The organism is Spiroplasma endosymbiont of Tiphia femorata (genome assembly GCF_964020225.1).
In the GTDB taxonomy this organism is placed as follows: Bacteria; Bacillota_I; Bacilli_A; order Mycoplasmatales; family VBWQ01; genus Spiroplasma_E.
Genome location: NZ_OZ026544.1, coordinates 548938 through 561666, shown reverse-complemented (window position 1 = coordinate 561666; position 12729 = coordinate 548938). Strand labels below are relative to the sequence as shown.

The 12729-nt window shown below is 21.4% G+C and carries 31 protein-coding genes; 30 read left to right on the top strand and 1 reads right to left on the bottom strand.

Annotation, left to right across the window (positions count from 1 at the left end):
• Position 1: 1 nt before the first annotated feature.
• Positions 2 to 133, top strand: a complete 132-nt coding sequence (locus AACK83_RS03360; protein ID WP_338959389.1) for a hypothetical protein — start codon at positions 2 to 4, stop codon at positions 131 to 133.
• A 127-nt stretch (positions 134 to 260) separates the two neighbouring features.
• On the opposite strand, the gene AACK83_RS03355 is transcribed toward AACK83_RS03360, so the two are convergent.
• Positions 261 to 752: a hypothetical protein gene (locus AACK83_RS03355; protein WP_338959387.1), complete on the bottom strand. Its 492-nt coding sequence runs from the start codon at positions 750 to 752 to the stop codon at positions 261 to 263.
• Between the two features lie 447 nt (positions 753 to 1199).
• Between AACK83_RS03355 and AACK83_RS03350 the strand changes: the two genes are divergently transcribed.
• From AACK83_RS03350 to AACK83_RS03210, 29 genes are all read left to right on the top strand, one after another.
• Positions 1200 to 1412 carry a hypothetical protein gene (locus tag AACK83_RS03350; protein ID WP_338957990.1) on the top strand — a complete coding sequence of 71 codons (213 nt, stop codon included), beginning with the start codon at positions 1200 to 1202 and terminating at the stop codon, positions 1410 to 1412.
• 18 nt (positions 1413 to 1430) lie between these two features.
• Positions 1431 to 1604, top strand: a complete 174-nt coding sequence (locus tag AACK83_RS03345; protein ID WP_338957988.1) for a hypothetical protein — start codon at positions 1431 to 1433, stop codon at positions 1602 to 1604.
• 18 nt (positions 1605 to 1622) lie between these two features.
• On the top strand, positions 1623 to 1745 hold the full coding sequence (locus AACK83_RS03340) for a hypothetical protein (protein WP_338957985.1): 123 nt from the start codon (positions 1623 to 1625) through the stop codon (positions 1743 to 1745).
• Positions 1738 to 2394, top strand: coding sequence for a PD-(D/E)XK nuclease family protein (locus AACK83_RS03335; RefSeq protein WP_338958532.1), 657 nt, complete (start codon positions 1738 to 1740; stop codon positions 2392 to 2394). Before AACK83_RS03340 ends, AACK83_RS03335 begins: the two co-directional genes overlap by 8 nt.
• The gene (locus AACK83_RS03330) at positions 2387 to 2542 is read left to right on the top strand and encodes a hypothetical protein (protein ID WP_338957979.1); all 156 of its coding nucleotides are present in this window, start codon (positions 2387 to 2389) and stop codon (positions 2540 to 2542) included. The genes AACK83_RS03335 and AACK83_RS03330 overlap by 8 nt, the downstream gene beginning before the upstream one ends.
• A 201-nt stretch (positions 2543 to 2743) precedes the next feature.
• Positions 2744 to 3655 carry a recombinase RecT gene (locus AACK83_RS03325; protein WP_338959385.1) on the top strand — a complete coding sequence of 304 codons (912 nt, stop codon included), beginning with the start codon at positions 2744 to 2746 and terminating at the stop codon, positions 3653 to 3655.
• A gap of 17 nt (positions 3656 to 3672) precedes the next feature.
• A complete protein-coding gene (locus AACK83_RS03320; RefSeq protein WP_338957973.1) occupies positions 3673 to 3843 on the top strand; it encodes a hypothetical protein in 171 nt (56 codons plus the stop codon).
• A 363-nt stretch (positions 3844 to 4206) separates the two neighbouring features.
• Complete coding sequence (locus tag AACK83_RS03315; protein WP_338957971.1) at positions 4207 to 4470, top strand: hypothetical protein; 264 nt, start codon at positions 4207 to 4209, stop codon at positions 4468 to 4470.
• 2 nt (positions 4471 to 4472) lie between these two features.
• A complete protein-coding gene (locus AACK83_RS03310; protein WP_338957968.1) occupies positions 4473 to 4646 on the top strand; it encodes a hypothetical protein in 174 nt (57 codons plus the stop codon).
• A 1-nt stretch (position 4647) separates the two neighbouring features.
• Positions 4648 to 4830, top strand: coding sequence for a hypothetical protein (locus tag AACK83_RS03305; RefSeq protein WP_338957966.1), 183 nt, complete (start codon positions 4648 to 4650; stop codon positions 4828 to 4830).
• Complete coding sequence (locus AACK83_RS03300) at positions 4817 to 5065, top strand: hypothetical protein (RefSeq protein WP_338959384.1); 249 nt, start codon at positions 4817 to 4819, stop codon at positions 5063 to 5065. The genes AACK83_RS03305 and AACK83_RS03300 overlap by 14 nt, the downstream gene beginning before the upstream one ends.
• A gap of 845 nt (positions 5066 to 5910) precedes the next feature.
• A complete protein-coding gene (locus AACK83_RS03295; RefSeq protein ID WP_338957626.1) occupies positions 5911 to 6063 on the top strand; it encodes a hypothetical protein in 153 nt (50 codons plus the stop codon).
• A gap of 163 nt (positions 6064 to 6226) precedes the next feature.
• Positions 6227 to 6409, top strand: coding sequence for a hypothetical protein (locus tag AACK83_RS03290; RefSeq protein ID WP_338957624.1), 183 nt, complete (start codon positions 6227 to 6229; stop codon positions 6407 to 6409).
• A gap of 15 nt (positions 6410 to 6424) precedes the next feature.
• Entirely contained in the window at positions 6425 to 6634 is a 210-nt protein-coding gene (locus AACK83_RS03285) for a hypothetical protein (protein ID WP_338957623.1), read from the top strand.
• A 3-nt stretch (positions 6635 to 6637) separates the two neighbouring features.
• The gene (locus AACK83_RS03280) at positions 6638 to 6853 is read left to right on the top strand and encodes a hypothetical protein (protein ID WP_338959382.1); all 216 of its coding nucleotides are present in this window, start codon (positions 6638 to 6640) and stop codon (positions 6851 to 6853) included.
• A gap of 56 nt (positions 6854 to 6909) precedes the next feature.
• Positions 6910 to 7074, top strand: coding sequence for a hypothetical protein (locus AACK83_RS03275; RefSeq protein WP_338958519.1), 165 nt, complete (start codon positions 6910 to 6912; stop codon positions 7072 to 7074).
• On the top strand, positions 7064 to 7357 hold the full coding sequence (locus AACK83_RS03270; RefSeq protein WP_338957621.1) for a hypothetical protein: 294 nt from the start codon (positions 7064 to 7066) through the stop codon (positions 7355 to 7357). Before AACK83_RS03275 ends, AACK83_RS03270 begins: the two co-directional genes overlap by 11 nt.
• Before the next feature lie 2 nt (positions 7358 to 7359).
• Complete coding sequence (locus AACK83_RS03265) at positions 7360 to 7485, top strand: hypothetical protein (RefSeq protein WP_338956665.1); 126 nt, start codon at positions 7360 to 7362, stop codon at positions 7483 to 7485.
• Between the two features lie 103 nt (positions 7486 to 7588).
• The gene (locus AACK83_RS03260) at positions 7589 to 7843 is read left to right on the top strand and encodes a hypothetical protein (protein WP_338957620.1); all 255 of its coding nucleotides are present in this window, start codon (positions 7589 to 7591) and stop codon (positions 7841 to 7843) included.
• Entirely contained in the window at positions 7843 to 8079 is a 237-nt protein-coding gene (locus AACK83_RS03255; protein WP_281748585.1) for a hypothetical protein, read from the top strand. The genes AACK83_RS03260 and AACK83_RS03255 overlap by 1 nt, the downstream gene beginning before the upstream one ends.
• 11 nt (positions 8080 to 8090) lie before the next feature.
• A complete protein-coding gene (locus tag AACK83_RS03250) occupies positions 8091 to 8918 on the top strand; it encodes a hypothetical protein (RefSeq protein ID WP_338958513.1) in 828 nt (275 codons plus the stop codon).
• 16 nt (positions 8919 to 8934) lie between these two features.
• Positions 8935 to 9093, top strand: coding sequence for a hypothetical protein (locus AACK83_RS03245; RefSeq protein WP_338957615.1), 159 nt, complete (start codon positions 8935 to 8937; stop codon positions 9091 to 9093).
• A 40-nt stretch (positions 9094 to 9133) separates the two neighbouring features.
• The gene (locus AACK83_RS03240; protein WP_174481134.1) at positions 9134 to 9322 is read left to right on the top strand and encodes a hypothetical protein; all 189 of its coding nucleotides are present in this window, start codon (positions 9134 to 9136) and stop codon (positions 9320 to 9322) included.
• Between the two features lies 1 nt (position 9323).
• Complete coding sequence (locus tag AACK83_RS03235) at positions 9324 to 9509, top strand: hypothetical protein (RefSeq protein WP_174480219.1); 186 nt, start codon at positions 9324 to 9326, stop codon at positions 9507 to 9509.
• 17 nt (positions 9510 to 9526) lie between these two features.
• Entirely contained in the window at positions 9527 to 9901 is a 375-nt protein-coding gene (locus tag AACK83_RS03230; protein WP_338958511.1) for a hypothetical protein, read from the top strand.
• A gap of 18 nt (positions 9902 to 9919) precedes the next feature.
• On the top strand, positions 9920 to 11104 hold the full coding sequence (locus AACK83_RS03225; protein ID WP_338958508.1) for a hypothetical protein: 1185 nt from the start codon (positions 9920 to 9922) through the stop codon (positions 11102 to 11104).
• Between the two features lie 14 nt (positions 11105 to 11118).
• Positions 11119 to 12141 (top strand): hypothetical protein, encoded by a 1023-nt coding sequence (locus AACK83_RS03220; RefSeq protein WP_338959380.1) that lies wholly within the window; start codon positions 11119 to 11121, stop codon positions 12139 to 12141.
• A 23-nt stretch (positions 12142 to 12164) separates the two neighbouring features.
• A complete protein-coding gene (locus AACK83_RS03215; RefSeq protein ID WP_338959378.1) occupies positions 12165 to 12317 on the top strand; it encodes a hypothetical protein in 153 nt (50 codons plus the stop codon).
• Between the two features lie 72 nt (positions 12318 to 12389).
• Positions 12390 to 12728: a hypothetical protein gene (locus tag AACK83_RS03210; RefSeq protein WP_338958501.1), complete on the top strand. Its 339-nt coding sequence runs from the start codon at positions 12390 to 12392 to the stop codon at positions 12726 to 12728.
• Position 12729 lies beyond the last annotated feature (1 nt).

Below are 12729 nucleotides of genomic sequence, written 5' to 3'. Positions count from 1 at the left end.
TATGATTTGAAAAATTATAAAAATTATTTTAAGTTTAATTGGAGTTTTATTATCTTCTGCTGTTGCTGGTTTAATTATATTTATTATAGTAAAAATTTTCAATTTTATCAACTTATTTTTTATTGTTTTATAAAATTTTTTATTTAAATAAAATAATATTAATAAAACTTATAAGTTTTATTAATATGAAAGTATCTTTATATTTAATTTAAAATAAATTAACAATTATTGATGAAATCGATAATGTATAAAAAAATATACTAATTTTCAATTTCTTTATTTTTTATATTTTTAATTGCTTGTGTTTCAGCATCACTAACATTAATATTTAAACACATACGATATAAACTAGAAATAGCAAAAAGACATTCACCAACTTTAGCACGAGCAATAAAATCAGTTTCATTAGCAGAAATGCCACCATATGAAGAATACAATTCATTTAATGCCGCTAAATCATGAGGTTGTAAGTTTAATACTTTTAAATATTGACTTGAGTTAATAATAGCAGTAGTATATTTTTTAATTTCTTCAGAACCAAGAAAATCGTTAATATTTTGTGTAATAATATTTATCATACCTGTATACTTACGAATTCTCTTAACAATTTGATACATAAATAATAATGCTGCTGGAAATTCTTTATCAATAAGTAAATGGGCTTCATCAATAGTAATTGAAATTCATTGTTGTTTATTATTAATTTCATTATCATTTTTATTTTTTCGTACTTCATTTTCAATATATTTCAAAATTAAAAACATTTGAGCGTTAACTAAACGTTTATTCCCTGATTGCGTTAAAGTATATAAATCATAAACTTGTAATAAGGCGCATCACTTTAACCCTTAGATTCATAATTGGATAAAAAAGAACGATAGTTATATCGTTCTTTTTTTGTTAAAAGATTAAAACTTAATAAAACTGTCGTAGAAGTCTAATAGTGAGTACGAAATGTAAATACTTCTATATCAGTATAAAAGAGCATTTAATGTTAAGCAAGTTAAAATGTTACACTGTATCGCTTAATGTAATTATAGATTAATTTGAATAGCCTTATTATGGCTCAGTAAAGAACCCATTAATCTAATTCACAATTACATTTGTATTATTTAAGAAAATAGGGGGTTTTATATATAAATACATACCTTATTAACAATATCATAACACAATAAAAAATTAAAAGGAGAAAAATAAATATGACATACGTTTATTTAGTAAAATACAAAGTTAATTATACATTTGAAACAAAATATAAAGTTTTTTATACATTTAAGGAAGCAAATAATTTTCATAAAAATTATAAACATCATTTATTAGAAGATGCATATATTATACATTATGAAATATTAGCATTTGAATTAGATATGCAATATCCAAATCAAGAAAAACTTAAAGAAAAACTTAATTAATGAAAGGAAAAATTAAATATGGAAGAAAAAGAAAATGAAGAATTACAAAATAAATTATTAAAAGAACAAATTGAATTAATTGAGGAACAAAAAGAATTTTATAAAAAATCATGAAAAAGTAGAATTATATTTTTAACAATTTGAATAATTATTATGATTTTAACATTAATAATTATTGCTTCTAAATATTAATGAAAGGAAAAAATATTTATGGAATATAGAGAATATAGAATGATTGGTTCTTGTGATAAATGTAGAAAACAATCTTCTTTTGGTAATAGATTATGTAATAAATGTTTTTGAATATTAATAGGTAAAAATAAATATGAGTAAATTAAGTTTTAAAAAAGAAACTCATCAATATTTTTTAGATGATAAAGAATTAATATCAGTTTCTAGAATTATTGATAATTATTTAGGTTTTGGTTATAGTCATATAGCACCAGAAGTATTAAAAAATGCTTCAGTTCGTGGTAAATGAGTTCATAAACTTAATGAATTATATTTACAAAATATTAATGAAGAAAATATTATTAATGATTTATTAAAAAAATTAAAACCAGTAACAAATTCAATAAATTATTCTTATTGTAAAAAATCACTTATGTTTTTAAAAGAAAAATTTAAAGATAAAAATAATTATGAATTTATTATAGAAAAACCTATTACTGATACTTTAGTTGCTGGAACACCAGATTTAGTTTATTTAAATAAAAAAGAAAATAAATATTATTTAATAGATTATAAAACTTATGCTTGTATTGATGATGATAAATTAAAAAGAATTAAATTACAATTAACTGCTTATTATTGTATGTTACTTGAGAATGGTATAACTCCATCTTATAAAACTTATGTTTATTTAACTAATAAAAATACTCAGCAAGAAATAAAAATAGAAATAACACATGAATTAATAAATGAATGATTAGAAGCAAAAATAAATTATTTTAAAGGAGAAAATAAAAATGAAAATGAATAAAGAAAACATAGAGCAAATTAAAGAAAATATTAAATATTTAAATGAATTATTAGAATATTCGCATGATGAAGTAATTGAATTTGAAATTAGAAAACAAATTAAATATGAATTAAGTTTATTAAAAACAAGGATAAATAAGTATGAATAAATGTAAATATTGTAATAAAAGAATTTGGTTAAGTAAAAATTGATGTATGAAATGTTTAGAAATAATAGTTGATGAAATAACAAGTAAAAAGGATGATAATAATGGATAAATCAATTTTAATTTTATTAAAATATTTAGGAAAAATTAATAAAAAATTAGATGAAATTTTAGAATTATTAAATAAAAAAGGAGAAGAAAATAATGAGTAATGATTTAACTAATAATAAAAATTCATTAACTATTGAACAATGATTTACTAATAAAAATCAAGGTAATAATATGAGTGAAAAAGAAGTACAAAGATTTAAAAGTAATGCTTTAGCAATTAAAAATCAATTAGGTTTAGCAAAAACTAGTTTAACTACAATATTAGAAGCATGTTATCAAGCAACATTATTACAATTACCATTAGAAAAGAATTTTGGTTATTGTTGAGTTGTACCTTTTAATCGTAAATATAAAGATGAAAAAGGTAATTGAGTAACTGTTAAAGAAGCACAGTTTCAAATGGGATATAAACGTTATATTCAATTAGCACAAAGAAGTCAACAATATAAAAAAATTAATGTTATTGAAGTTAGAGAAGGAGAATTAAAAAAGATTGATTATTTAAAAGATGAAATAAAATTTAAATTTATTGAAAATCCTATTGAAAGATTAAAATCAAAAATAGTAGGTTATTGTGCTTATTTTAAATTAAAAAATGGTTTTGAAAAAAATTTATATTGAACAACTGAACAAATAATAGAACATTTTAATAAATATAGTGAAACATATAAAAAGAATCAAAAATTTATTGTTAGTGATTTTGATAGTATGGCTAAAAAAACTGTATTAACTCAATTATTAAGAAAATGGGGAATTATGTCAGTTGATATGCAAACTGCTTATGAAAATGACCAAGCAATTATTACTGAAAATGAAAAAATATATATTGATAATCCAAATAATCATATTATTGATATTATTGATTCAAATCCTAAGTTTAAAGAATATCATGATACTATTGATGCTATTACTAATTCAACTGATAATACTGACATAAATTCTGCTTTATCTAAATTAAAAGAATTAGAAAAAGAAGAAGAAATTATAGAAAATTTTGAAGTTTAATGAAAGGAAAATAAAAAATGGAAATTACTACCCAAGATATTATTGATGAGTATAAAAACGAATATAAACAAAAATTAATTAATTATTTAAATAATGATTTACAAATAGTAAGTGAAGCACAATGTTTATATATAAAATCATTACTAAAATGTATAGAAAATGGAGAATTTGATAATGATAATTCATAAATGTAATTATTGTAAAAAATCCATAATGGATGGCGAGTGAGTAAAAAATAGTTTTAGATTTTTTAAAATAACAATAAAAACATATTGATATATGCATAAAATTTGTTTTATCCAATATGAAAATGAAAAATTAAATAAAGATAAGGAAAGAAAATAATAATTAATATTTAGGCATTTGACATATACCCTTTCTAACTCCTATTCCCTATTTTTTATTCTTGCTTAAATAATATGTCAATGTAAGTCCTAAATTTTATTTTATACAGAACGAAACTATAGAATTATTAAAATTTGGATAACATTATAATTCTATAGTCCACCGTTTATTACGGTGCTGATGAGTTCATAAAAGGATGTGAAATAATGAGAAACATTAGAACTGAATGATTTTATAATGAAAAAAGCCCAAAAGAAATAAAATGCCCAACAGTAAGTTTATTAAAAAATAAAGAAGATGCTTTATGTTATTTATTATCATTAAATTTATATCCAAAATTATATCCACAAGATATTTTTTATTCATGAATATTAGAAAATAATCAAACAGGATATTTAATTATTTGTGGTAATAATAGAGATACTATTGGAAATATGAAATTTAAATTTATATTTATAAAAGGAGAATAAAAATGAATAAAGAAGTAATTGCACGTAATATTAAATTACATCATCTACGATATTATAAAGAAATGAAAATTAAAGATTTATTAAAAAAATCACAATTTCATTTAGTAAAAGATTTTATTTATATATTAGAATGTATTATTTCTAATTTAGAAATAGAAATTAATGAAGGAGAATAAAATGATTGAAAGAATGTCAGAAGAACATATATGTGCTAATCATAAACCTAATAAATGTATAGTCGCAACTTATCAATATCAAAGAGAACAAGCAGTATTAAATCATTTATTAGAAATATATAATAAAGGTATTAAAAATTATTTTAAGGAAAAAAATAAGGAGAATAAAAATGGAAACAAATAATTATACTTTAATAAAAATACTTCGCTCTTCAATAAGTCCAATTTGTGCAATGATTGGTACAAGTGCTTATTATGGTCAAGTAATAAGTAATCCATTATTAGGTTCAATTAATAGTTTATTATTTGGTAAAAAATTAGGTTTAGATATTTGAAATTTAAATCAAAGACATTCTTATAAAACTAAATTATTAAATAGTTCTAATATTAGGGAGGTTCCCAAAAAAGTAGGAAATTAAATTACTACATAATTAACTTATTTCCAGATGAATTATTTTAAAAATCATTAAAATTAGACAAAATTACTCTCTTTTCTTAAAACATTAAATTTATATTTTATATTCGACGTATTTAAAAAAAATAAAATATACATTTTATAAGTTAAATTAAAATTATCAACAAGGAAAAAGACAAGAAATAATCTTGTCTTTTTTTGTAATTGTAAAATTTTAAAATTTTTTATTATTAGCACCCTTTAAATATCTACTACACGCAGTGACCAAGTAGGAGAAAGTTAATAATTAATAATCTTCTTTAACACTATTATCAACACGTGTTAGGGAACTAAAAAAGTGAACTACAACACAGTTGTTAAAAATAGTAGCTAGAACATGTGGACTTGCATGGATAAATAAAAAGTGGAGTGATACCTAATAAATTATACTAACCATTAAATGGTAATTCTTGGGGTGGGAGCGAATTGGAAACTAGTATATATAGACCTCTGTTGTAGGGACCTATTGTATTAATTCTATTCTTTATTTAACCAACCTTGCCACTCCCCAGTGAGCAAGTGTTGGTTTTATTTTTTATTGTTTTTTGAAAAATTTTTTTGGGCGAAAAAATAAATTTCAAACTTGTAAAAAAAATTAAGCGGTGCCGGTTCAATTAAAATATTAATTTGTTAAACACAAATTAAATAAATATTGAATCGAATGCCTTAATGTTTTTTAAAATTTCATAATTTATTTTTGAGCCCATTTTTCTTAAAAAATATAATTAATAGTATTAATAATCTAAAAATAAAAATATATATTCTTTATGCTGCTAAAAGCAATAGAATATATTAGAAAAGAAAGTAAAAATGGAAGAAAAAGACAAAAAAGAATTAATAGAACAAAAAATAAAAATAGCAAAAGAACATCAAAAAAAGTTCTTGAAAATAAAAATAATTATTACTTTAATTTCAACTTTAATTGGATTAATAATTTTATTAATTACTGTAAGTAAAAATTAAAGAAAGGAATAAAATGCTTATGAAATATAGTAGAAATTATAGAAAAATTAGTTCTTGTGATATATGTTATAAAAATTCATCATTTGCAAATAAAACTTGTAATAAATGTTTTTGAATATTAATAAGCAGAAAAAAATATAAATAAATTATGAATAATATAAAAATGAATATTAATGAAAATAAAAAATGTGAATTAAGAGTTTGTATAAATAAAATTTGATGAGATTGTATTAATAATTCTACTAAAACTATTAAATATAAAAATTGGTCTATACCTTATTTAATATGTGATAGTTGTTATGATAAATTACCTAAATATCTTAAACAAACAGCAAAAATAATTTAAAAGGATATTTTGATTATGAATAAAACTAACAATAGAAGAAAAAGATGTGTTGAATGTAATGAATTATATAAAGAAGAAAAAATTACTATGCTTTATCAGTTTAAAACAGAAGAAGAAGCAGAACAACATGATATTAGAAAATTTGAAGATGATTATGATATTGAAGAACATTTAGATTATACAAAACCATATGGATATGTTTGTGATTGATGTATGGATGATTAATAAATGCAATATGACTTAATTATTGGTATTGACCCCGCTGGTATTGGTACAAGTGGAATTGTTATATATTCAAATGAGACTAATAATATTATTTTTAATGAAACATTTAAAGCAAAAACAGTTTTAGAAAGTAAAAATATATATAAAGAATATTTTGAATTAATTAAAAAACAATTTAAAAATAAAAAAATATTAGTTATTGTAGAAAATTTTTTTTAAGTTCAAAACAGTTATTAACTAATCCATTAGCAACTCCCAAAATTATTGGTGCTTTAATGGTATTGATACAAGATGTTATGAATTGAGATTATTTAGAAAGTGAACCAAAAAACAAAAATAAAATAGAAAATTATAAAGGAAATATAAAATTTACAAAACATGAACAAGACGCTTATAAACATATTCAATATTATTTAAGGAATTATAAAAATGAAGAATAAAGAAAATTACGTTAAATTAACAGTAAAACTTAGTAACACTATTGAAGCAAAATATCATGAAAAAGGTAATAAACAATTATATTATAGTGTTCGTGGTCAATGAAATGGATTAAACTATGTTACTTTAATTTTTAATAACCCAAAATTTTATAAACGATGTATTTTATTAAACAAAAACGATGAAATTATAGTAACTGGTCAAATTTTTAATACTTTAAACATTCCTAAAAATCGTGCATTTTGTTCAATTAATGTTAAATGATTTAAAAAATGAAAGGAATAAAAATGAATAAAGAAAAATTAATTAATTATATTAAAAAACAACAAAAATTCTATAATGGTACAGAAATAGATTTAATACTTGATATTTTATTACAAAAAATAATTAATGGTGAATTTAATAATGAATAAATGTAAAAAATGTAATAAAAGAATCTGATTAAGTAAAAATTGATGTATGAAATGTTTAGAAATAATAGTTAATAATTTAACTAAAAATAAGGAGAAATAGATAGTGAATAAAGACCAAGAAATTATTAATGAATATAATAAAAAACGTAATAAAGAAATAACAGAAGAACATTTATATAATATAGAAAAATTAAGAGAAGAATTTAAACAAAAAGTAATTAATAAATATAATGAAAAATTAATTATCTGATTAAATAAACAAATTAGTATTTGTTTATGTGATTCATTAAAAGAAGCAGGTAAACTTACTGCTTATTATAAAGTAATTGAGTTTATAGAAAATGGAGAATTTCATTAATGATAATATTGCCTACTTTGTTTGAAAATAAAGATGAAATTGAAATATTATCACCATTTCCCAAAGCAATTCATACAAGTAATGATATTAGAGCAATTATTTTAAGACAATACCCCAATGTTAAATCAAAACACATAATTGTTTCTGACCCAGAAAGTAATGTTGCATTAATAGTTGGTGATAATGATGTTTATCAAGGTTGAATTAAAGTAACAGTTAAAAAATTAGAAAATTAAAGGAGAATAAAATGCCAAGTATAGAAAATCAATCAAATTATACTTTAACTAAATTAATTAGAACTGGAATAAGTCCAATTTGTGCAATGATTGGTACAAGTGCTTATTATGGTCAAGTAATTGCAAATCCAGTATTAGGTTCAATTAATAGTTTATTATTTGGTAAAAAATTAGGTTTAGATATATGAAATTTAAATCAAAGACCAAATACTAAAAGTAAATTAATTAATAGTTCTAAAAAAATATTATTAGGTTTAGGAACAATTGGTTTAGCAAATTATAGTAAATGAATAGAAAATAATATTAATCCTATTATTCCAACATCACCAAGTCCAATAACTACTACAACTACAACTGAGGGTCCTCCATGATTATTATTAAATAAACAAGAACATCAGTCATTAATGGATTGAGATACTTATATTTCATTAAATGCTTATGGTATTTCAAATCTTATTAGTGGATTAACTGAGTTAATACCTAATAAATTTGAAACAATAAGAAAGATTTGTAATATGGCAACTGGTGGATGTTTAATATCAAGTGGTGTAGCAATGGGAATTAATAATGATTTTAATAATGCTTATGCAGTACCTACTATTATTGCTGGTGCAAGTGAAATAATCCATAATTTACTACCTATGGAAACTACAAATCATATTCAAGAAATGCAAGAAACATCATTTAATTATGAAACTACAAGATTAATTAATGACAATAGATTTACTATTAATAGTGAAACTGCAAGTCAATATTATGGTAGTGATAATATGAGCGAAGTACCATTAAATCACGATAATGCTTCATTAAATTGAGATTATAATCACATGAATTTATAAAGGAGGTGAATAATTTATGAATAAAGAAAAATTAATTGAATATTATAATCATCAAATAAAAACATATAAAGAAAGAATAGAAGAATTCAATAAAGAAATATCTGTATTAGTAGAAATTATAAGTAATTCACAATCAATGATTGAAAGAATTAATGGTGGTCAATTTGATGAATAATTAAAAATTAAAAATAAATAGTTGAAAGGAAAATATTCAAATGAAAGAATTTTTACATGAATTAATAATTATTGGAACAAGTGTTGGAACATTAATTTGCAGAGAAATTATTGTTTTATTAAAAAGATTTATCACAACTCCAAAACATGTTAGAGCAAATAACAAAATTATAAAACATCAAAAAAAATTAGCAAAATTAAACGAAAAAATTAATAAAGGAGAAAAATAATATGACAAAAATTGAATTTAATGAAAAATATAGAAAACAAGATATCAGTATTGATAGAGATTTTGATTTACATATTGATAATTGTTTTAAATTTTCTGATATCAATACATTAGAAAATGCTGTTAATGATTATAAAAAACTAATAAGTGAAATGCCACAATTAGTTAAAGATTGATTATTGGGATAAGATTAGGAGAATGTTAAATGTTAGAAAATGAAAATAATGTTCAACAAACAACTGAACCTTTAACTGAAAATAATGCTCAACAAGAAATAGAAAATAAAGTTAATGAAGCAGAAAATAAGTTAAATAAACTTAATCAAGAAATTAAAGAAAAAGAAATGATTAATATATTTAAAAAATATCAAGTTAAAACTGAATTTTATGATTATTTAAAATTTAAAACAAGTAATATAGAAAATTCAAAAATTGAAGAAACTATTAAAAAAATGATTAAAGAACAACCGGTATTTAAACAAACAATTAATACAGGTGGCAATAAACAAATAATTATTAATAATAAAACAAATGACAAAGAAAATTTTTTAATTAATTATAAAAAGAAAAATTATTTATAAACGAAAGGAAGAAATAAAATGTCAGTACCATTTAATCAAAATTTAGACAATACAGAGAGATTAGTAGAAGCACCAGAATTTATAGAGTTTTTTAAAATTTCAAATAGTCCATGGGCAAACTTTTTCCCTACTGAAATTGTTGACTCAGTAAATATTGAGTTTATTGTTAAAAAACCAAAAAAACCGGAAGTAAAAATTATTGCTTGGGATGATAAAAGTAAAAGATATGAATTACCATATGTTGATACAGATAAAATTAGTAAAAAAATAACTAAAAAATATCTTGCAGGAGAAATTATTGCAGATGTAGATTTAAAAGCAAATAATGGACAAAATTTATTAGATAGTATGCAATATGAAGTTGCAAATGATTTAGCAGATAAATTGGCAATTGATGATACACAAGCAATTGCAAAATTTGCTACTAAAATCGATATTGAAGATACAACACCAGTAGGCTATTTAAAATCAATGTTATCTGCTTGAAATACTTTGTTTCAATTTAGAAACATTGCAAATAGTAAATTTTTTATTACTAATGGTCTTTATGATAGTTTAGTTTATTTAGCAGATAATAAAGGTTTAATTACCGATAATCAGTTGGCACAACAATTACGTTTAAATGGAAATAATTTATATGTAAAAGGCGTATTATGTGAAATCGTTCTTGATGACTATATGATTTTTACTAATGATAAAAATGAACAACAATTAATGACCTTTATTTTAGCAACACCAAGAGCAATGAAAAGATACATGATAGAAAATACAGTTATTTATGTAGATTTTATTAAAGATGATAAAGCAGGAAGAGCATATAAAGTTGCTGGTGAAGTTGTTGGAGAAGCAATCCCATATATTTCTAATAATGAAACAACATCACGTTGAATGTTATGTGGAGTTATTAAAACAGAAAAACCTGATTTAAAAACTAAAATCACAAGTTTAACAACCGATATTACTGCAAATGTTAATAACAATAATAATGAATTAAACACACAAATAAAAAGTACTAATGAACTTAAATCATTAAATCCAAATTTAACAAATCCAACTATTAAATATTTTAGTGATGCACAAGGAAAAACTAATGTAAGTAATCAAAAACAAAAAGCAGGTGACTTATATATAACTATTACTGCAAATGTTAATGACTTAAATTATAAAGGAACAACAAATCCAATTAAAATAACTCTTAAATAAAGGAAATTAATATCATGCCAATTGGTACAACTAGTACAGCAATACTTTTAAACATAAATAAACCAAAACATACTAGAACAAGTAACCAACAAGAAAATAAAAGTTTTTGATGAGAAATTTTAGAAATGATTGGTGTACAAGTTATAGCAGTAGCACTTGCTCCTTTTACTGGTGGATTAAGTGAAAGTTTTACACTTGGATTAGGTGCAAGTGATTTAGTTGCTAGTATTAGTGCTGTTGGTGTAGAATTTTTAACTGATTTTACTATTAATCAAGTTTATGATTATTTGAAAGGAAATGTAACAAAATTAAATACTTTCTTTAATATACTACCTGCATTTGCTGGACTGAATAAAATTAGTCGTGGTTATCGTACAACTAAATTTATTAAATTAGCACAAGAAACTAAAACATTAGAACAAGTTGGTATTAAAGAAGTAAAAAACTTACAAGAAATTATTAGTCAAGTAGGTGGAAAAGAAATTTTAACAGATAAAATTATTGGTAATAAACGTTATTTAATGAATTATAGTTTTACTCCTAATCGTGAAACAGTATTACGAGATTTAGGTTATGTTGCTGAAAGACAATATAAAAATAATTTTCAAAAATTAGAAGCACAGGAGTTAAAAGATTACTTATTATTACAAAATACATTAATAAAATTAAGTCCACAATTAACTCCTAAATTTAAAATCAAAGATATTGAAAAAGCAAATAATTTTTTAAAAAAATATAATACTGATTTAAAAAAAGTATTATCTATGAACCAACATGATTGATTAAATTTAGTTCATACAATACACACAGAAAATAGATATGGAAAAACTTTAATTTTGGATTTACAAAAAATTCGTGCTAATGCTATTAAATTTGATTTTAAAAAAAGTTCAATTCATAAGATTGTTTTAAATGCAAATAAATTGTTTAAATATTTGGATATTAGATTTTATTTAAAAAAAGGTTTAAATAAATTTTGAAAAAATACACCATATTTTGAAAAATTACGAGAAAGTATATATAAATTACAAGATTAATTCCATTAAATTCACCAGTATTTATGGGTTGTAAAATTCAACCTTTATCATTAGATAAATGTGCAATTACTATTTATCATCGCAATACTAAATATAAACCAATTACAGTTGTTGATAGTATTCTTAAAGCAGAAACTTTTGTTACTCAAATACATCCATTCCATTGATATCGTTAATATAGTGGTTGATACATTGGTTATGGTGTTAATCATAATAAATGATTAAAAGCAATAGCATTTGCTCCACCAGTGGTTCAACAAGTAATTAGAGATAGTTTTAAAGTATATAGAGAAATATTTAGAATAGTAAGAACTTATCATAAAGTAGTAAATGTTATTAATAATCCTATTGAAAATGTAAATAAATCATTTAAAAGTGTTGGTTTAAAATTTTCAGTTAATACTTTATTTGGTACAGGATTATTACATCATTTAGAAAAATTTGCATATAGTCAAGTTATAGCAAAAAGTAAGAAAAAATTAAGAAAAAACAAAAATAAAATACAAAAAGAAATTGAACATATAACACATAGAAAAACAAAAAAACATACTCATCATTATAAACAAGCATTTTTTAAGGAATGATAAA